Annotated in this window: 15 protein-coding genes; 12 read left to right on the top strand and 3 right to left on the bottom strand. The window is 68.1% G+C overall.

The window, feature by feature from the left end; translation table 11 throughout:
* Positions 1 to 34: 34 nt before the first annotated feature.
* The 6 genes from R2707_12815 to R2707_12840 all read left to right on the top strand — a co-directional run bounded on the left by R2707_12815 (position 35) and on the right by R2707_12840 (position 9,209).
* Positions 35 to 2,068 (top strand): hypothetical protein, encoded by a 2,034-nt coding sequence (locus tag R2707_12815; GenBank protein ID MEZ5245973.1) that lies wholly within the window; start codon positions 35 to 37, stop codon positions 2,066 to 2,068.
* 34 nt (positions 2,069 to 2,102) lie between these two features.
* A complete protein-coding gene (locus R2707_12820; protein MEZ5245974.1) occupies positions 2,103 to 7,202 on the top strand; it encodes an EAL domain-containing protein in 5,100 nt (1,699 codons plus the stop codon).
* A 115-nt stretch (positions 7,203 to 7,317) separates the two neighbouring features.
* On the top strand, positions 7,318 to 7,605 hold the full coding sequence (locus tag R2707_12825) for a WhiB family transcriptional regulator (GenBank protein ID MEZ5245975.1): 288 nt from the start codon (positions 7,318 to 7,320) through the stop codon (positions 7,603 to 7,605).
* Between the two features lie 61 nt (positions 7,606 to 7,666).
* On the top strand, positions 7,667 to 7,840 hold the full coding sequence (locus R2707_12830; protein MEZ5245976.1) for a twin-arginine translocase TatA/TatE family subunit: 174 nt from the start codon (positions 7,667 to 7,669) through the stop codon (positions 7,838 to 7,840).
* 47 nt (positions 7,841 to 7,887) lie between these two features.
* Positions 7,888 to 8,373: a sigma-70 family RNA polymerase sigma factor gene (locus tag R2707_12835; GenBank protein ID MEZ5245977.1), complete on the top strand. Its 486-nt coding sequence runs from the start codon at positions 7,888 to 7,890 to the stop codon at positions 8,371 to 8,373.
* Positions 8,370 to 9,209 carry a zf-HC2 domain-containing protein gene (locus R2707_12840; protein ID MEZ5245978.1) on the top strand — a complete coding sequence of 280 codons (840 nt, stop codon included), beginning with the start codon at positions 8,370 to 8,372 and terminating at the stop codon, positions 9,207 to 9,209. The genes R2707_12835 and R2707_12840 overlap by 4 nt, the downstream gene beginning before the upstream one ends.
* Before the next feature lie 4 nt (positions 9,210 to 9,213).
* On the opposite strand, the gene R2707_12845 is transcribed toward R2707_12840, so the two are convergent.
* Positions 9,214 to 9,459 carry a WhiB family transcriptional regulator gene (locus R2707_12845; protein ID MEZ5245979.1) on the bottom strand — a complete coding sequence of 82 codons (246 nt, stop codon included), beginning with the start codon at positions 9,457 to 9,459 and terminating at the stop codon, positions 9,214 to 9,216.
* 276 nt (positions 9,460 to 9,735) lie between these two features.
* Here R2707_12845 and R2707_12850 point away from each other — a divergent pair, with 276 nt between their 5' ends.
* The 5 genes from R2707_12850 to R2707_12870 are packed head-to-tail and all read left to right on the top strand — an operon-like array spanning position 9,736 to position 15,126.
* The gene (locus R2707_12850) at positions 9,736 to 10,020 is read left to right on the top strand and encodes a hypothetical protein (GenBank protein MEZ5245980.1); all 285 of its coding nucleotides are present in this window, start codon (positions 9,736 to 9,738) and stop codon (positions 10,018 to 10,020) included.
* A 19-nt stretch (positions 10,021 to 10,039) separates the two neighbouring features.
* Positions 10,040 to 10,975: an ROK family protein gene (locus R2707_12855; protein MEZ5245981.1), complete on the top strand. Its 936-nt coding sequence runs from the start codon at positions 10,040 to 10,042 to the stop codon at positions 10,973 to 10,975.
* Positions 10,972 to 13,059, top strand: coding sequence for a polyphosphate kinase 1 (gene ppk1, locus R2707_12860; GenBank protein ID MEZ5245982.1), 2,088 nt, complete (start codon positions 10,972 to 10,974; stop codon positions 13,057 to 13,059). The genes R2707_12855 and ppk1 overlap by 4 nt, the downstream gene beginning before the upstream one ends.
* Positions 13,052 to 13,507 (top strand): NUDIX hydrolase, encoded by a 456-nt coding sequence (locus R2707_12865; GenBank protein ID MEZ5245983.1) that lies wholly within the window; start codon positions 13,052 to 13,054, stop codon positions 13,505 to 13,507. Before ppk1 ends, R2707_12865 begins: the two co-directional genes overlap by 8 nt.
* Positions 13,504 to 15,126: a hypothetical protein gene (locus R2707_12870; protein ID MEZ5245984.1), complete on the top strand. Its 1,623-nt coding sequence runs from the start codon at positions 13,504 to 13,506 to the stop codon at positions 15,124 to 15,126. The genes R2707_12865 and R2707_12870 overlap by 4 nt, the downstream gene beginning before the upstream one ends.
* Here R2707_12870 and R2707_12875 read toward each other — a convergent pair.
* Positions 15,123 to 16,313, bottom strand: a complete 1,191-nt coding sequence (locus R2707_12875; GenBank protein ID MEZ5245985.1) for a zinc-dependent metalloprotease — start codon at positions 16,311 to 16,313, stop codon at positions 15,123 to 15,125. The two genes, R2707_12870 and R2707_12875, sit on opposite strands and share 4 nt — an antisense overlap.
* Positions 16,314 to 16,380: 67 nt before the next feature.
* Between R2707_12875 and R2707_12880 the strand changes: the two genes are divergently transcribed.
* On the top strand, positions 16,381 to 17,442 hold the full coding sequence (locus tag R2707_12880; protein MEZ5245986.1) for an NAD-dependent epimerase/dehydratase family protein: 1,062 nt from the start codon (positions 16,381 to 16,383) through the stop codon (positions 17,440 to 17,442).
* On the opposite strand, the gene R2707_12885 is transcribed toward R2707_12880, so the two are convergent.
* Positions 17,419 to 18,693, bottom strand: a complete 1,275-nt coding sequence (locus R2707_12885) for a S1C family serine protease (GenBank protein MEZ5245987.1) — start codon at positions 18,691 to 18,693, stop codon at positions 17,419 to 17,421. The genes R2707_12880 and R2707_12885 overlap by 24 nt on opposite strands.
* Positions 18,694 to 18,776 lie beyond the last annotated feature (83 nt).

Here is an 18,776-nt window from a genome sequence, read left to right on the forward strand (position 1 = left end):
GTGCGGCGAACCCCCGGCGAGTTAGGGTCGGGGCATGGTCCTTCGCCGCCGTCGCCAACGCCGTCAGCCGCCGCACTTCACCTACTCGCGGTGGGACGGATCGCAGACGGGTTTCCAGGTCGATGCCGACCATCTCTTCGACGAGTTGGCCGACGATCTCCTGTATCACGGCGACGTGAACAACGCCCTGCGTCAGATGATGCAGGGCGGGATGATGGACCGCGACGGACGCCAGATGCAGGGCATCCGGGAGATGCTCGACCGACTGCGTGAGCGTCGTCGCGAGATTCTCGACCAGCACGACCTCGGCGGGGTGTTCGACGAGATCGCCGACGCGCTCCGAGAGGTCGTGGAAGAGGAGCGCCGCGCCCTCGGCGACATGGTCGAGCAGGCCGCACAGTCCGGCGACCAACGTCGCCAGGAGCTGGCGAGCGATTCGGCGACGATGAAGAACATGGAGCTCGACATGCTCCCGCCGGACCTCGCCGGCCAGGTGAAGGGACTGCAGAACTACGAGTTCGAGAGCGCCGAGGCCCAACAGAAGTTCGAGGAACTGATGGATCAGTTGCGCGAACAGCTGATGCAGCAGCAGCTCGACCAGATGGCCGAGGGTGTCAACAACATGTCGCCGGAAGACCTCCAGCGCATGAAGGACATGATGGCCGAGCTCAACAACATGCTCGAGCAGCGTGCCAACGGCGAGGAGCCGGACTTCCAGAAGTTCATGGACGAGTTCGGCGACTTCTTCCCCGAGAATCCCCAGACGCTCGACGAGCTGCTCGAGGTCATGGCGCAGCGCATGGCCCAGGCCCAACAGATGATGAACTCGATGACGCCCGAGCAGCGTCAGCAGCTCCAGGAGCTGAGCAATCAGCTGATGGAGGACATGGATCTCAACTTCCAGATGCAGCAGCTCGCCGACAATCTGCGACAGCAGTTCCCGCAGATGGGGTGGGGCCAGTCCTACGACTTCCAGGGTCAGGACCCGCTCGACATGTCGCAGGCCATGGACATGATGGGCGAGCTGGGCGACATCGATCAGCTCGACAACCTCCTGCGAGGGGCCACCAACCCCGGAGCACTGGCCGAGGTCGACATCGACCGGGCTCGCGACCTGCTCGGCGACGAGTCGGCCGAATCACTCGAGCGGATGGCCGAGATCGCCCGCATGCTCGAGGAAGCCGGCCTGATCGAGAACAAGGAGGGCCGTTACGAGCTCACCCCGCGGGCGATCCGCAAGATCGGCAACGGCGCGCTCGAGGAGATCTTCAAGCACATGTCGGCCGACATGATGGGCAAGCACGAGCTCCACAAGGCCGGTCAGGGCCACGAACGCGAGTACGAGACCAAGTCCTACGAGTACGGCGATCCCTTCAACCTCCACATCGAGCAGACCCTGCGGAACTCGATCGCTCGCACGGGCGGCGGCACGCCGATCCGGCTGCATCCCGACGACTTCGAGATCGAGCGGACCGAACAGCAGGTGCGGTCGGCGACCGTGATCATGCTCGACATCTCGATGTCGATGGCCATGCGCGACAACTTCCTCCCTGCGAAGAAGGTCACGATGGCGCTCCACTCGCTGATCTCGAGCCAGTACCCGCGCGACTTCCTCGGCATGGTGTCGTTCTCCGAGGTCGCCCGCGAGTTCAACGCTGCGACCCTGCCCGAGCTGAGCTGGGACTACGTCTACGGCACCAACATGCAGCACAGCTTCCAGATCGCCCGGAAGATGCTCTCGCGCGAGACGGGCACCAAGCAGATCATCATGATCACCGATGGCGAACCCACGGCACACATCACGAAGTCGGGCCAGCCCTACTTCAACTATCCGCCGTCACAGGAGACTGTCGACCTGACGCTTGCCGAGGTCGCCAAGTGCACGCGTGACGACATCCGGATCAACACGTTCGTTCTCGACGTCACGCAGTACCTGCGTCACTTCGTCGAACAGATCTCGCGGATGAACGGTGGCCGGGCGTTCTTCACGACCAACGAGAATCTCGGCGACTACCTCCTGTACGACTTCGTCGACCACAAGCGGTCGATGGTCCGAGGCAGGCGGTGACGCCCTGAACGAGCACGGCAACGATCGTTCCGCGGTGTTCCACCGCAACCTCGCGTCGTCGATGAACACGGTCATCGCCCGACTGGCATCGGCCGGCATCGACGACTTCGACGAGGTGTTGCTCTCCGTGTTCGCGGAGGTCGGATCCGTCCTCGACGTGTTGGCGATCGGCGAGTCGACCGTCGACGACGCTGGAGTCGGATGGCGCGACGAGCGGCGCATGACCGCAGACGAGCTCGCCGAGGTGGCGGAGGTCCTGCGGCGGGCCCCGGATGCCGACGGCCCCTTCTCGATGCCGGCGCCCGGTGGCCGGGTGGTCGTGGCCGCGCCGGCGACGAGCAACGGCTTCTCGCGGTTCACCGGGGTCGTTCTCGCGGAGGGTGTCGAACCGTTGCTCGACGGTGTGCTGGCGCTCGAGCTGCTCAGCTCGGTTGCCGGTGCCGCTCGCCAGCGAGTGATGGCCGAGCGTGAGCTGCGGGCGAACTTCGAGCTTCAGGGATTCCTGAGCGATCTCTCGACCCGGGCGGCGGTCGAGGCGGCGGACGAGTCGACGCTCCAGGAGATCCTCGAGGAGGTCCGCGACCACCTCGGGCTGACCTCCGTCTCGACCCTGATCAGGGACCGTGACCAGTTCGTCCTCGTCGCGACGACCGACTTCCTCGGGACGACCCCGTTCTCCGCCGGCACGCGATCGGCGGCGACCATCGCCCATCTGCTCGAGCTGACGAACGCGGGCCACTTCGTGCGCGATCTCGCATCGTTCGACGACGGGCCCGATGCACTCAGCAAGACCTCCGGTGAGGTGCTGGTCGTGCCTCGTTTCGGCCCCGACGGTGTGGCCGGCATCGTCGTGTTCACCGACGTCGACGGTCGAGAATGGGCCCCGACCTTGATCGATGCCGCGAAGTCGGTCGCCCGCACCGTGCAGAAGCTCACGATGCGCATCGAGACCGAACGGGTACTCGAGCATCGCCGCTCGCTCGACCGGCTCCTTTCCGACGTGGCGGCGGTCGCCGCCAAGACCACGATCGACAATCTCGACGAGGTGGTCGCGGAGACGCTACGCATGGCACTCGTCTGCTTCGGCATCCGTGCCGTGAGCATGTGGGCGACCGGGGCCGAGCACAACGTCCGGATCATGGACCGCCAGACCGATGGGACGTTGAGCCGGTATCCGATCGTCGTTCCGATGTTGCCGGAGGAGCGGGCCGATCTCGTCGCTCGAGGCCACCGTTTCGTGAAGCTTCGCGATGTCCCGCTCGCCGCACCGCTCGACGCCACAGCGATCGATGGCGACTCGGTCGCGCTCGTCGTACCGATCGGGCCGGGGCCGACGGGTCTTCTCGTCTTCGAAGACCCTGACCGTTGGTGGTCCGATGAGGACGTGGTCGCGTGTCGCACGCTGGCCAACCTCGCCGACCAGACGCGCGCCCGACTACACGCCGACGCGCTCATGCGTTCCCGTCTGCGTGACGAGGCGTTCAGCGCGGCGGTCGCGACGGTCTCGGTCGGCATCGATCTCGAAAATGTCGACGAGCGGCTCGAAGACATCCTGCGTCTGTCGGTGGAGCACTTCGGTCTGGTCGAGGCCTCGATCTGGCGCCATTCAGCCGGTCGGCTCGTCTGCCGTTCGTCGGCGCGGTGCGACGGCGAGCCGTTCCCCGTCGGGTCGGAGGTCGCCGTTGCGGATCTCGGGCCGTTGACCTCGCGGGGCTGGGCGGTGGTCCGACTCGGCGACCTCGACCTGGGCGGATTGACGCGGCTCGACAGCGATGAAGCGCGTGCGCTGATCATCAGCTACCAGGACGGCGACGGGGTCGGCGGCGTGTTGGTTCTCACCGATCCGGCAGCCAGGTACTGGGACGAGCAGCAGATCGCCACAGCGCGCGGTGTTGCCGACACCATCGGTCATGTCCGCATGCGTCTGCGGGTCGCCCGTCGGCTCGCTCGACAGCAGGCGGTCGACGAGATCCTGGCCGCCGCGTCGCGCGATTTCGTCGACACGACGCTCGACGATGCCTCCCAGGCGATCGCGCCGGTGCTCGAGAAGCTCCGTGAGCGGTTCGGCTTGGCCGGAATCAGTCTCTTGCAGCTGCAACATCGGACGCTGCGCGTCGAGTGCACCTGCGAGGTGACCGACGACGGTCTGCGGCTTCTCGGCGACACGCTGCCGATTCCGCGTGACCACCCGGCGATCGCCCGCATGCTCGACCCGAACCGGCCGGCGGTCTGGCGACTCGGGCAGCTCTTCGATCTCTCGACGACGGCCGACCACTCGGCGGTCGTCATCCCGGCGGTCCGTGGTCGCGACCTGTTGATCGTGGTCGCTGCGCACCGAAAGGGGGCCGGCTTCGATGCCCAGACGATCGGCGCCCTCAGCTCACTGACCGGTCTGCTCGAGCAGTTGCGGCGGCGGCTGCTCTTGGAGACCCACGCCCGCCGCCGGGCCGAAGCGGATCAGCTCGTGGCCGAGATCGCTCGGCGTTTCGTCGAGCAGCCGCCCGATGACCACGAGACCGTCGTCGACGAGGCCCTGGCCCGGATCGGCAGGTTCTTCGCGTTACGGGCGGTTGCGCAACTGACCTTCGCCGGCGACGAGGTTGCCACCTGCGACCGGTGCTGGACCAGTTCCGACGCCGATGACCGGAGTCTCGAGGCCCTGCGCACACTCGCGGCCGATGACCCGGTCATGCAGCTCATCCGGGATGTCGACGAAGGGGCGGTCGTCGAGATCGGCGCCCGCGCGCCACTGCCGGATCTGCGGTCGAACACGTTGACGGCTCATCGAGTCCGCCGTGAGGTCGCGGGCTCCACCAGCCTGATCACCCTGTCGACGCGCGCCCCGCATCTCATCCCCGATCTCGACATCCAACAGGACGTCCTCGCCCGCGTCGCACCACTCATGGAGCAGCTCGCTCGCCGGGCCGAAGCCGACCTGGCGGTGTCGCGCCGGCTGCGCCACGAGGATCTGCTCCGTCGCTTCGCGACCCGCATGGTGACCACCAAGGCCGATTCGTCCGAGCGGCTCGACGACGCCTTCGACGAGCTGATGGCGGCGGTCGGCGTGGATCACGCCACCATCTGGCACTTCCATCCGACCGACGAGGGCTTCGAGGTCGCCGCCGTGCTCCAGATCGCCGGCGACGGCATCGGACCACTCCCCGAGCGCTACCAGCGGTTCGCGCTGCCGGCTGGTTTCACCGACCCGAGCCGCGCTCCGCACTTCTCCGCCGAAGCCTCCGCGTGGGACCTCGACTGCGCCCCGGAGGGGATGCGGCAGATGATCCGCGAATCACTGCCGCCGGGACCCCGCCAGATTGCCTATCTCCCGGCACCGGGCAGTGATCCGGCCGGCGAAGCCAGCTACCTCTCGGTGTCGCGACCGGGCACTGAGGCATTCCGAGCCGACGAACTCGAGTTCTTCCGGTCGGCCCATTCGATCCTCATCCAGCACGAGGCCCGCGTCGCCGCGGAGCGATGGTTCGGCGCAGCGTTCAACTCTGCTCCCGTGGGCATCATCCTCCGAGAGGCCGACATGACGATGATCCACTGCAACGCCGCCTATGCCGAACTCGTGGGTCGCCCCGTCGAAGAGCTCGTGGGCACCAACCTCCACCATGTGATGCCGGCCGACATGGCCGACGAACGCACCGGCGCGTTTGCCGACGGTCGGCACGGGATGCAGCAGGTCGAGTCGTCGTATCGTCGCCCCGACGGGACGATCCGATGGGCGTCGGTGCGCACGACACCGGTGGTGATCCCGGGTCGACGCGATCCACTCCTGCTCATCTACGCCGAGGACATCACCGAGCACCGACGCAGCCGGGAGATGCTCGAATACCAGGCCACGCACGACGAACTCACCGGGCTGCCGAACCGGCGCTCGCTGCTGGCGGAGATCGCGGCGGAGCTCGACCGTCCGGGCGACTGTGCGGTGCTCGTCCTCGACCTCGACCGCTTCAAGGTCATCAACGACTCGCTCGGGCACAGCGTCGGCGACCAGCTCCTCGTGACCTGTGCCGATCGCATCCGACTCTCGCTCCGACCCGGCGACTCGGTGAGCCGTCTGGGCGGCGACGAGTTCGCGATCCTCCTGCGTTCGCCCGCGGACCACCATTCGGCGGGGGTGGTCGCCGACCGGTTGCTGGCGCTCCTGCGCGAGCCGGTCGCGGTCGGTGAGGACGAGGTGTACCCCTCTGGTTCCATCGGCGTGGCGATCCCGGAACCCGGCGACACCGTCGAGGATCTCGTGCGTCACGCCGATGCCGCGATGTACCAGGCCAAGGGTTTGGGGCGAGATCGGTGGGAGGCGTTCGACAGCTCCATGCGCAAGGCCGTGGTCGATCGGATCCGGACCGAGTCGGACCTTCGCCGAGCGATCGACAACGGTCAGCTCGAGGTGCACTACCAGCCCGAGTTCCTCCTCGAGTCGGGGCAGATCGTCGGGACCGAGGCGTTGGTCCGATGGCGGCACCCCGAACGCGGGCTTCTCTCCGCAGGCTCCTTCATCGGCCTGGCCGAGGAGACCGGCCTGGTGGTCGACATCGGCCGATGGGTCCTGTCGGTCGCCACGCAGCAGGCCGCCGTCTGGATGGCCGCCGGTCACGAGGTGATCACCCGGGTCAATCTGTCGGCCCGACAGTTCCGTGGGGCCGTGGTTGCCGAGGTGGAGGCGGCCCTCGCCGAGGCCTCCCTCCCGGCACACCGTCTCTGTCTCGAGCTCACCGAGACCGCGATCATGGATGACGTGCAGGAGTCGGCTTCGATCCTCGCCCGCTTCCGTGAGCTCGGGGTACAGATCGCGATCGACGATTTCGGGACGGGCTTTTCGTCGCTCGCCTATCTCAAGCGCTTCCCGGTCGACATCTTGAAGGTCGACCGGACCTTCGTCGACGGGGTCGGCGTCGACCCCGACGACACCGCGATCGTCCGATCGGTCATCGGCCTCGCCCGCACGTTGCGACTCGAGGTCGTCGCGGAGGGCATCGAGGATGCTGCACAGGTCGGCGAGTTGCTCCGTCTCGGCTGCGACCGAGGGCAGGGATTCCATCTCGCCCGTCCCGCTCCGGCCGACGATGTCTCGCGGCTTTTGTCCGGTGGTTCAGCCGTCCCCGGGGATCCGGCGGTGGACTGAATTTCGGACGCGGCCTTTACAAGTGGCGAAACACAGTGCTGTAATTACACTCGTGGCAGCAGGCGGAGGGAATCCACGCTGGATTCCATCGAGCGCCACGGAGGATCCCATGGCCATGCATTCCGACATCGAGACCGAAGAAAAAGCCTGGCAGGACTACGCCAACTGCCTGGGTGTCGACCCCGACCTGTTCTTCCCCGAGCGTGGTGCGTCCACCCGCGAGGCCAAAGAAGTCTGCCGTGGCTGTGTGGTTCGAGAGGATTGCCTGGAATACGCCCTGCAGAACGGTGAGAAGTTCGGCATCTGGGGCGGCATGAGCGAGCGCGAACGGCGCCGCATCCGGCGTCAACGGGCGCTCGCCCGAGCCGCGGCGGCGGCCCAAGCCGGCAGCGTCACCGCCTGATCACGCGATTCTTCCCCAGCCCTCCTACGACTCGCTCGATCGAGGCGGTACTCTCGGGGTCATGGTTGCTTTCCTCCAGACCAACGAGTTGCTCATTGTCTTGGCCCTCGCAGTGCTGATCTTCGGAGGCGCCAAGCTTCCGAAGCTCGCTCGGTCGCTCGGACAGGCCCAAAACGAGTTCAAGCAGGGACTCGCGGAGGGTGCCAAGGACGACGACTCGACGCCCACCACCTGAATTCCGGTCACTTGACCGGGCCCGACCCGACCGATGCGGCGGGGACCGTGCCCACCTGGGATGAGGTCGCGCGCGGCCACACCCGATTCATGTACTCCGTCGCGTACCGACTCGCGGGGAACCATTCCGACGCCGAGGACGTTGTCCAGGAGTCGTTGCTGCGTGTGCAGCGCGGCCTCGCCAACTACACCCCCGGTTCGCTTGAAGGATGGCTCGCTCGCATCGTGACCAATGTCTTCCTCGATGAAACGCGGCGCCGCGCGCGGCGACCGCAGACGGCGCTTCCCGACGATCCCGACCGCGTCCTTGCAGGCGGTCCCGGAGCCGACGAGGCGCTCGCCATGCAGTCGCTGCCCGACCACCTCCAGACGGCTCTCGCCGGGCTGCAGGAAGAGTTTCGTGTCGCCGTCGTCCTGTGTGATGTCGCCGGCCTCAGCTATGGCGAGATCGCGGCACAGACCGGTGTGCCGGTGGGAACGGTTCGGTCTCGCGTCCATCGCGGGCGCATGCGGCTCCGGGAGGTGCTGTCGTGAACGAGGAGTGGCTCTCGGCCTACCTCGATGGGGAGCTCTCGACGGTCGAAGCACGCGAAGTCGAGGCCGCGCTCGCCGCCGACCCCGACGTGGCCGCCACCTGTGCCGATCTGGCTCGTATTCGATCGACGGTGCGCGACGCCGTCGTGGACATCCCCGTCGGCGCTCTCGAACGCATCGTCGCCTCCGTGGAAAGCGATGGGGCCCAGGGCAGCCAGGCGCCGGTCGGCGCTGCGGTCGTGGCGTTGCGTCGCCGTCGGGTGCCGACGTTCGCGGCGGCGGCCGCGGCCATGGCGATCATCGCCGGCGTGGTCGGAGGGCTCGGCGGGTCGACGACCGTCCCCGCGTTGGGTGACCTCATCGCCCGCCACGAGGTGGCGGCCGCGGTGCTCGACGGCGCGCCGATGCCCGCCGAGATGGACGACATGGAACCCATCTCGATGGATGAGGCAACCGTTGCGTCGCTTCCGATGCCCGCCGACTATTCGATGGAACAGGCCTTCGCCGAAGGGGACACGATCCATTTGGTGTATCGGAGCGGCCTCGGTGATCCGGTGTCGGTGTTTCGCCAGGACGGCGACGTCGACATGGACGCACTCGGCGACGGTTCGATGACGCACGGCGAGGAAGCCGACATGTGGAGTGCGGCGATCGACGGCTCGTATGTCGCGGTCGTCGACGGCGACGGCTACCTGTGGATCGTGGTCAGCCCGGCGCCGCCCGACGACATGATGGACGACATGATGGATGATCTGCCGACGCGGTCACCGGGTGTGAAGGAGCGACTGCGCGACGCAGCCGATGCAGTCGTCGACGCGTTCCGGATATGGGACTGATCGCTCAGACGGCGATCGGTGTGGTGGCGTCGCGGCGGGCCTTGAGGATGCGGCGCCGTTGGCGTTCGCTGGTGCCGCCCCACACGCCGTGATCGATCCGGTTGCGCAGCGCGTACTCGAGGCAGCGCTCCTGGACGGGGCAGCCGTCGCAGATCCGCCGGGCGATCTCGACACCCACACCGTCGGAAGGAAAGAACGTGTCCGGGGGGTGGGTGGCGCAATTTCCGCCTGCCATCCAGCTGGTGTCCATTCGAGTCTCCTTGGGCCGTGCCCTCGAGCACTTGCGCCCGATTGCCGATGCCCGCATTCGGTACGGGTAGTACGCCCAGATCTCGGGGAAAGTTCCCGTAAAGCTCCATTCGACGCGAAATGGCCACTCACTGAAGTCGTTCCAGCACGAAGCGTGTGATTTCGGTGCCGTCGGGCGGGAATCCGGCCCGCGAATGTGGCGGTTAGACTGCGACAGCACCGGACATCCGTCCCGTTCCCTACCCACGCTTCTATTGCACGAGCGCGAGGCACCGCAATGACCGACACCGCAGACATCGCAAACGACGAACCACCGATCGGCCAAGCGACCATCGTCTACCTCGGCCCCACGGCCCCCCACTGGGAGATCCGCGCCGTCTACGGCGAACGCGACGTCATGGACGGCTTCCGGGACCGGGTCAACGCCCGCCTGCTCCTCCTCCCGCCGCACGATCCGCAGTTCCGTCGCAATCGCGAACGCGTGAACCGCGACGGGGAACGTGGGCGGATCGTCGTCGAATGGGACCTCGGCTACCCGGAGGACGACGAGGCTGCCTCGTGATCGTGCGTCGGGCGACGTGATGCCACGCATCGGCATCGACCTCGGCGGAACCAAGATCATGGGCGTGCTCGTCGAGAACGGCCGAGTCGTCGGGACTGCGAAGAAGTCCACGCCCAAGGTCGGGACTCCGATCGACGTGCTGGATGCCATCGCTGCCGTCGTCGCCAAGGTCGACCCCGACGGACGTGCCGATGCCATCGGGGTCGGGGTCCCCGGGCCGGTCCGTCCGGGCACCGGCGTGCTGCCATTGGCCACCAACCTGCCGGGGTGGGACCACGAGGTCGACGTCGCTTCGGAGTTGCGCGAGCGGTGCTATGGGCGCCGGGTGGAGGTCGACAACGACGTCAACGTGGGCACCCTCGCCGAAGTCCGCTTCGGTGCCGCCAGCGGGGTCGCCGACGTCCTCGGGATCTTCATGGGGACCGGTGTCGGCGCCGGCCTCGTGCTCGACGGCACGCTGCGGCGAGGTCCGCGCGGTCTCGCCGGAGAGCTGGGCCACGCCATTGTCGCGTTCCGGGACTTCGGCAGCGATGGCATCGGCCACGGCGAGGTCGAGGACTATGCCGGGCGCGCCATGATGGAGCGCCGCGCCCGGGCGCGTCACGCAGCCGGCGAGTCGACGGCTCTCGTCGATCTCGCCGGAGACCGCAGAATGAAGTCGTCGACATGGGAGACCGCACTCGCCGACGGCGACCCGATGGCCGTCTCGATCGTCGCCGATGCGACCGACGCGCTGGCTGCCGCGATCGCCGGTGCGGTCGCGCTGGTCGACATCGAGCTGGTGGTGCTCGGCGGAGGAATGGCCGAGCGACTCGGTGAGCCCTTCCGCCGCGACCTCGAGCGACGGGTCGCCGATCGAGCGTTCGCCGATGCCGCGGTACCGGTCCGCGCCGCCACCCTCGGCGAAACGGGTGGGGCACTCGGCGCGGCGCTCCTCGTCGAGGCAGCAGTGTGACCGCGCCCGTCGGGTCGCTGCCGGTGGGCGGCTGGGACGACAACGACACCGCGTTCTTCAACCGCGAGCTGAGCTGGTTGGCCTTCAACGCCCGGGTGTTGGCCCTCGCGGCCGACGACGACGTCCCCCTTCTCGAACAGCTTGCGTTCGTGGCGATCTACACCAGCAACCTCGACGAGTTCTTCCAAGTGCGCGTGTCGGGCCTTCTCGACCAGGTCGCCGGCGACGTGCAGACACCGAGTCCCGACGGCCGGTCGCCGCGCGAACAGGTGGCTGCGATCAGGGAGGTGGTGACCGACCTCGGCGCCCGCCACGAAGAGGTCATCCTCCATCGGATGATGCCGCGCCTGCGCGCAGCAGGCATCGAGCTCCTCGAACACGCCGATCTCTCGCCGGCCGAGGCCGAGGAGATGGCCGAACGCTTCCGGACCCGCATCTTCCCCGTCCTCACCCCGCTCGCTGTCGATCCGGGCCACCCGTTCCCCTACATCTCCGACCTCTCGCTCAATCTCGCGGTGGTCGTCCGCGATCATGTCGACGGACGCGACCGCTTCGCCCGGGTCAAGGTGCCCAACACCTTGCCGAGATGGATGCAGGTCGGTGAGGCCGACCGCTACGTCTCGATCGAATCCGTCATCGCTGCGCACCTCGAGCAGCTCTTTCCCGGCCTGGAGGTCGTCGAGTCACACGTGTTCCGTGTGACCCGCAACGCCGACATCACCCTCGAGGAGTCAGAGGCCGACGACCTCCTCGCAGCCGTCGAGCTCGAGCTTCGTCGTCGCCGGTTCGGTCGCGCCGTCCGCCTCGAGGTCGCCGCGTCGATATCGGACGAGGTGCTCGACCTCCTGCAACGCGAGCTCGATCTCGACGGCTCGGAGGTGTATCCGACCGCGGCTCCACTCGACGCGACCGGCCTGTTCGAGATCGCGAGCCTCGACCGGCCGGAACTTCGTTGGCCGCCCTGGCAGGGCGTGGTCGAGCCCGAGCTCGAAGGCGACGAGGGGCCGGCCGACTTCTTCGCGGTCATGCGGGCCGGCGACGTGATGGTGCACCATCCGTACTCGTCGTTCGGCGCGTCGGTGGTCGAGTTCATCCGCCAGGCATCGCTCGATCCCGACGTTCTGGCGATCAAGCTCACGCTCTACCGCACCTCCGGCGAGAGCCCGATCATCGACGCACTCATCCGGGCATCGGAGCTCGGCAAACAGGTGGCGGTGCTGGTCGAGCTCAAGGCACGCTTCGACGAGGCCGCCAACATCGGCTGGGCCCGGCGGTTGGAGAAGGCCGGCGTGCATGTCGCCTACGGCATCGTCGGTCTCAAGATCCATTCGAAGATCTGCATGGTGGTGCGTGAGGAGGCCGACGGGATCCGTCGCTACTGCCACCTCGGCACCGGCAACTACAACCACCGGACGGCTCGCTTCTACGAAGACATCGGGGTGCTGACCGCCGACGTCGAGGTGGGCGAGGATCTTGCCGACCTGTTCAACGGGCTGACCGGCTACAGCCATGCCCACGAGTTCCGTCGGATCCTGGTCGCCCCACAACATCTCCGCAGCCGTCTCGGTGAGATGATCGACCGGGAGATCGAATCCGGTCGCGGCGCGATGACGCTCAAGATGAACAGCCTCGTCGACCCGAAGATGATCGAGAAGCTCTACGCCGCGTCGCAGGCGGGTGTCGACATCGATCTCGTGATCCGGGGGATCTGCTGTCTGCGTCCGGGCGTGCCCGGCTTGTCCGAGCGCATCCGGGTCCGCTCGCTGGTCGGACGCTTTCTCGAACACTCGCGCATCTATCGCTTCGCCAACGGCGCCGGACCGGGGCGGTCCGTGACCTACATCGGCAGCGCCGACCTCATGACCCGTAACCTCGATCGTCGGGTCGAGGTCCTGCTGGAGATCACCGACCCCATGACGGAGGGTCGACTCCACGAAACGCTCGACATCAACCTGGCCGACGACCGATTGGCCTGGACCCTCGACGGGTCCGGCACGTGGACGAGGCGTGAGGGTACGGTCGGGATCGATGCCCAGCAGCGACTCCAGCAGCTCGCCCGAGCCCGGCGAGCAGCCAGTGCCTGATCTCCTGACCCAGCTGACCGAATCGCATCCCGAGGTCAGCGTGTGGGCGGCCGGTGGCATCGTCCTGCGCGAGAACGACGGCGAACTCGAAGTGCTGGTCGTGCACCGACCCCACCGTGCGGACTGGTCGTTCCCCAAAGGCAAGATCGACGACGGCGAGAGTCTCGAGCAGACCGCGGTGCGCGAGGTGGAGGAGGAGACCGGGTATCGGTGTCGCCGAATGGATCGGTTGCCCATCGTTCGCTATGTCGACGGCAAGGACCGTGAGAAGCTCGTCGTCTACTGGACCATGGAGGTCGAGAGTGGCGCCTTCACCCCCAACGACGAGGTCGACACACTCGGGTGGTTCACCCCCGTCGCGGCCGCTGGTTTGTTGACCTACGACCACGACATCGAACTGCTCGACGCGATCCGCCCGCCGGAGCGGCAACTTAGACTGATGGCGTGAACGACTCCGGCTGGCGCCCACTCCGGCGGCCACAGCCCAAGGCCCGGGGCGCGGACGGCTTCGTCGTCACCCCCTTCGTTCGCCTCGCCCGGGTCCACGCGCTGTCCGCCGCATCGGATGGTGCGATCACGGCGGCACTCGCCGGATCGATCTTCTTCTCGATCAGCCCCGAGGAGTCCCGCGGTCGAGTGGCGCTGGCGCTGCTGCTGACGATGGCGCCCTTCGCGGTCGTCACCCCGCTCATCGGCCCGGCCATCGACCGGGTCGCCGGTGGTCGCCGGATGATGATCATCATGACGCTGGTCGGTCGGGTGGTCCTCGCCTTCTTCATGATCCGCCACTTCGACACACTGCTCCTCTTCCCCGAAGCATTCGGTGTGCTCGTGCTGCAGAAGGGGTACGCGGTCGCGAAGAGTGCCGTGGTGCCCCAGTTCGTCAAGAGCGAACAGGACTTCGTGGGCGCCAACAGCCGTCTCGCGCTGTTGAGTTCGATCGCGGGTCCGGTCGGGGCGGCGGTCGCCGGCGCCTTCAGCGTGGTCGGCGGCCCGGCCTTCGCTGCCGCCCTCGCCATGATCGGCTTCATCGTGGCGACGATCTTCGCGTTCCAGCTCCCGAAGATCGTGGTTGCCCCCGAGCCCGTCGAAGCTGCCGAACGCGCCGAACTGCGAGACGCCAAGATCCTCCTCGCGGCGACGTCGATGGCGGTCATACGCGGCGTCGTCGGCTTCGTGACGATGCTGCTGATGTTTGCGCTCCGCGGTGGCAAGGAGGCCCTCAACACTTCCGGCGACGGCGCCGCACTCGGAGGTGCGACCGCGACGGCGCGGGGGATCGACATCACCGGCGACCCGCGGGCGCCACTCTGGCACTTCGCGATCGTCGGGCTCCTCGCGGTGACGGGTTCGCTGTCGGCAGCGAAACTGGCGCCGGCGGCACGGCAGCGAATGGTGGAAGAACGGATATTGGCCGGCTCGCTCACCGGCATCGTCGCCGTCGCCCTGTTCGCAGCGCTCAACGGTTCGATCTTCGGGACGGCGCTGCTCGGCTTCATCGTGTCGTTCAGCACCGTCACCGGAAAGCTGGCCTTCGATGCCCTCGTCCAGCGCGACGCGCCCGATGCGAACTACGGCCGCTCGTTCGCCCGCTTCGAGGCGCGGTTCCAACTCGCCTTCGCCGTGGGGGCGTTCGTTCCCGTCCTCATCCGAATGAGTGTCACCGTCGGGGCGTTCCTCGTGGCCATCGCGGCGGCCGCTGCGCTCTTCTCCTACATCGCCGGCGGACCGGGACGCGGCGCGTTCTCGAGAAAGCGTCTGGGCGACTACGCCCGGTCACGGCTGGACAGTGCTCGTTCGGACAGTGCCGATCCGGACCGTGCACATCCGAACCGTGCGTTTTCCGACCGTGGGTTGACGGCTCCCGGCCGCGGTGACGAGGTCGACCCGACCGTGGAACTCACCGACGAGGACCTGCGGCCGTCGCAGCCGGCGCCCCCGGCGTCGGCCAGCGAGATCGCGGCACCCGACTACTGGGACGACACGACGCCGTACGTCTCTTCGATCGACGGTGTCGAGGTCGACCCGACTCCTCCGGCCGACGACGACGGAGACGACGACGTCTAGACCTCGGGAAGATCGATGCGAGCGAGCCACAGGCCGGGCGCATCGACCTCGTTCGGGGTGGGGAGATGGGCCGGGTCGGAGAAGAGTCGGTTCACCCCGTCGTCGCCTGCTCGCTCGGCGATGCCGGCAACGAAGTCGCGGCCCCGCTCGTAGTGGGTGCGATCGAGTTCGAGCCCGAGAATCCGCTCGACGAAGCGGTCGCTGGCATCGGCTTCGACCCGGCGGCGCCGCAGCGCCTCGGTCAGCATCGGGTACGAGCCGATCAACGGGCCGCCCGTCCGGTCCATGATGTGATCGACATACCCAGTGATCGCCGCGACGAGGGCGGTCAGTTCGGGCTGGAGCGCTTCCTGAGTCGAGGAACGCACTGCGCCGAGGATCGCATCCGGGTCGCCGAGGGTTGCCTGGAGATCGGCGAGCGCCTCCGGCCCGGCCGACAGATCGAGGCCGCCGAATGCCTCACCGAGGATCTCGGGGTCGCGCTCGAAGCCGCGAGCATGGCGGTGCAGGAGGTCGGTGAGTCGTGCGCGCACATGGGGCACGTTGAGTACGGCGTGGTGGGCGACCTCGTGCAGACAGACCCACAATCGGAGGTCGTCGCGGTCGAGTGACCAGTCGGTGCCGAACAGATCGAGGTTGCGCAGGAGGACGAGGATCGGGGCATCCGCTGGTCGCGGGACGGGGAGGGAATAGCCGCCGAGAGCGGTTCTGGCGAGATTGCCGACCATCGAGCCGGTCGTCATGCCGAGCATCATCGGACCCATCATCCGGGACAGCTGCGTCATCATCTCGGCCATGGGGTCGCCCGCGCCCAGATCGTCGGGCATGGACATCGTCGCCGTCATCCCGGCCGCCAGTTCCTCGAACAGCGGGCGATAGTCGTCGATCGTCTGATCGGCCCATTGCGACCGGTTGGTGACCGCGACCCGCAGCGGCCCGTGCTGGGCGACGGGCAGATCGGTCGCGTGCTGGACCTGGAGTTCGGCGACGCGGATGAGATTCTCGATCGCGATGCGATCCGTGGGGTCGATGTTGGGTTCGGACTCGCCGTCGTTGGCGATCGACCGAGCGAGCTGGCGGGCGGCGTCGGGCCCACCGCCGGCCTGGCCCTGGAGCATCTTCATCAGCTCACCGAGGAACGGGATGCCGCCGAACGGGTCGCCATCGGGTGGCAGATCGTCGCTCATGACGGCATGGTAGGTGCGTGATCGCGTCTTTACGCCCCGCCCCCTCGTTCCATCGCCGGATGCCACGATGACTCGCGTCGTCGTAACCGGCGCGGCGGGTGCCATCGGATCCCGGGTCGTGCGGCGCCTCGTTGCGGCCGGCGAGATCACCGAGGTGTTGGCCGTCGACCGTGTCGGTACCCCGGTGGCTGCCGACGTCGAGTCCAAGCGCGTCGACCTCGCCGCCGGTCCGCTCGACTCCATCTTCGCGGGCGCCGATGTGATCGTGCACCTCGCCTCGGCGACGACGCCGGGACAGCCGGAGCCCGTCGCCGAAGAGCTGGATCTGGCCATCACCCAGCGGGTGCTGGAGGCAGCCGGCGAGGCGGGGGTGCGCCAGGTCGTCGTGCTGTCCAGTGCGATGGTCTATGGCGCGTGGGCCGCGAATCCCGTCCCCATCACCGAGGACGCGCCCATTCGCCCCAATCCCGACTTCAGCTGGGCAGTGGGCCGGGCCGATGTCGAACAGCTCGCCGCCGAGTGGGGATCACGTCACCCCGGCGCCGCCGTCGCGATCCTGCGGCCGACGGCCATCGTGTCCGACGACGCACTCGGCGGTCTCGCTCGGGTGCTCCACTCAGCGCGGCTCGGGGTCGCGGCCGAGGGCGATCCGCCGGTGCAGTACCTCCACATCGACGACCTCGCCGCCGCGGTGGTGACCGCAGTGACGGGTCGCCTCGATGGCGTCGCCAACGTGGCTCCCGACGGATGGATTCCACCCGACGCGCTCTCGGACCTCGAAGGGCCGACACCGCGGGTGCGGGTGCCGGCCTGGGCGGCGCGCGCGCTCGCGGCCGCCCGCTGGCGCTTCGGTGTCTCGCCGGTGCCTCCGGGCGTCGTGCCCTACACCTCGCACAGCTGGGTCGTCTCGAACGACCGGATACGCGCCCTCGGGTGGCAGCCGACGCACACGAACGAGGAAGCATGGGTCGTCAGTCACGAGCCGGGGCCGCTCGATCGCATGCCGGCTCGTCGCCGTCAGGAGCTGGCGCTGGTCGTCTCGGTGGTCGCCCTGGTCGGTGCACTCGTGGGTGCGCTCCTGATTCTGCGGCGTGTGCGTCGCCGCTCAGGCGGCGGCATCGACGTGTGAGGCGAGTTCGACGTCGCAGTCGAACTCCTGCCCGGCTCGCCAGATCGTGATGTCGACCGTTTCGCCGGGCTCGTAGGAGCGCAGCGTCGCCACCATCGACGCCATGCTGTCGATCGTCCGGTCGTCGATCCCGGTGATCAGATCGTCGGCGACCATGCCGCAACCGGCGGCCGGGCCGTCGGCGTTCACGGCGGTGACGAGTGATCCGGGCCGATCGCCGTCGGTCACATCGGGATTTCGGGCCGTGACGCCCAGCCAGGGATGGGTTGCGCCGCCGGTGGCGATGATCTCGTCGGCGACCTCCCGGGCGAGCTCGATCGGAATGATCGCGGTGGGCGCCGTGTTGGCGGTGGCCGTCGTGATACCGACGATGTTGCCGTCGCGGTCGTAGGCCGGCGTGCCCGGGGCGATGTCGCCGATGCGGCCATCGAGCTCGACGATTCCCACGACGGGTCGGCCGCTGGCCATCTCCGAGGCCGACTGTTCGGCGACGACCCGCTGAAACGACCGGCTGCCATCGGTGTTCGACAAGGTGACCTCGTCGCCGGCGCGCACCAGGGCATCGCCGTGCGCGGCGGTCGGAGTCCGCCCGTCCACACGGATGACGGCGACGTCGGTGACCCCGTCGCGTCCGACCACGGTCCCCGCGGTGCTCGACCCTCCCCAGGTGACGAGTACGACGTCGTCGTCGCCGAGCGCCGTGTCGCTCGTGACCATGTAGCCGTCGCGGACCATCAGTGCACCGGCCAGCACCCCGCCGTCGGAGGACCGCACGACGATCAGATCCTCGAGGGTCTCCTCGAAACGCACGAGACGGGGATCATCGGGAGTCGTGGGGACCGTCGTCGCGACCACCGTTGTCGTGGGCACCGCGTCGACGGGTGCGGTCGTGAGGGTCGTCGTGGGTGCGGTCGACGGTGCGGACGGGTTCGTCGCGGCTGCCGCCGGAGTCGATTCCGCGGCGGGCGAAGTGAGCGCGCCGTCGAGGTCGGCGGGTTCCGACGCGCTGGCCAAGAGGACACGGTCGTCGTTCCCGGTGCCCGGGTCGGCCCGGCTCACCCAGACGAGACCGGACACCGCGAGGGCGCCGCCGATGACGGTGATGCCGGTTCGCATCCGACGGGCCCGACGGCGCGCGACCGCCCGCCGGGCATCGAGTGCGACCTCGGCCGGGTGTCGCCAGACACGGTCCTCGGGCGGCAGGGGGCGACGTCCGGCCGGCTCCTCAGCGTCGCGTTCCCCGTCACCCACGAGTGGTGAGCGTACCGACGACCTCGCTGCTGATGGTCGCGCCCCCGCCAACCGAGGTGGGCGTCGGCGCCGCCGGCCCTACC

Source organism: Acidimicrobiales bacterium (genome assembly GCA_041394245.1).
In the GTDB taxonomy this organism is placed as follows: domain Bacteria; phylum Actinomycetota; class Acidimicrobiia; order Acidimicrobiales; family Aldehydirespiratoraceae; genus JAJRXC01.

Bases quoted from the DNA above. Each gene is read 5' to 3' on its own strand.
- R2707_12875 (MEZ5245985.1), bottom strand. From the start codon at position 16,313: ATGAGCGACGATCTGCCACCCGATGGCGACCCGTTCGGCGGCATCCCG.
- R2707_12830 (MEZ5245976.1), top strand. From the start codon at position 7,667: ATGGTTGCTTTCCTCCAGACCAACGAGTTGCTCATTGTCTTGGCCCTC.
- R2707_12845 (MEZ5245979.1), bottom strand. From the start codon at position 9,459: ATGGACACCAGCTGGATGGCAGGCGGAAATTGCGCCACCCACCCCCCG.
- R2707_12825 (MEZ5245975.1), top strand. From the start codon at position 7,318: ATGCATTCCGACATCGAGACCGAAGAAAAAGCCTGGCAGGACTACGCC.
- R2707_12880 (MEZ5245986.1), top strand. From the start codon at position 16,381: ATGACTCGCGTCGTCGTAACCGGCGCGGCGGGTGCCATCGGATCCCGG.
- R2707_12815 (MEZ5245973.1), top strand. From the start codon at position 35: ATGGTCCTTCGCCGCCGTCGCCAACGCCGTCAGCCGCCGCACTTCACC.
- R2707_12855 (MEZ5245981.1), top strand. From the start codon at position 10,040: ATGCCACGCATCGGCATCGACCTCGGCGGAACCAAGATCATGGGCGTG.
- R2707_12850 (MEZ5245980.1), top strand. From the start codon at position 9,736: ATGACCGACACCGCAGACATCGCAAACGACGAACCACCGATCGGCCAA.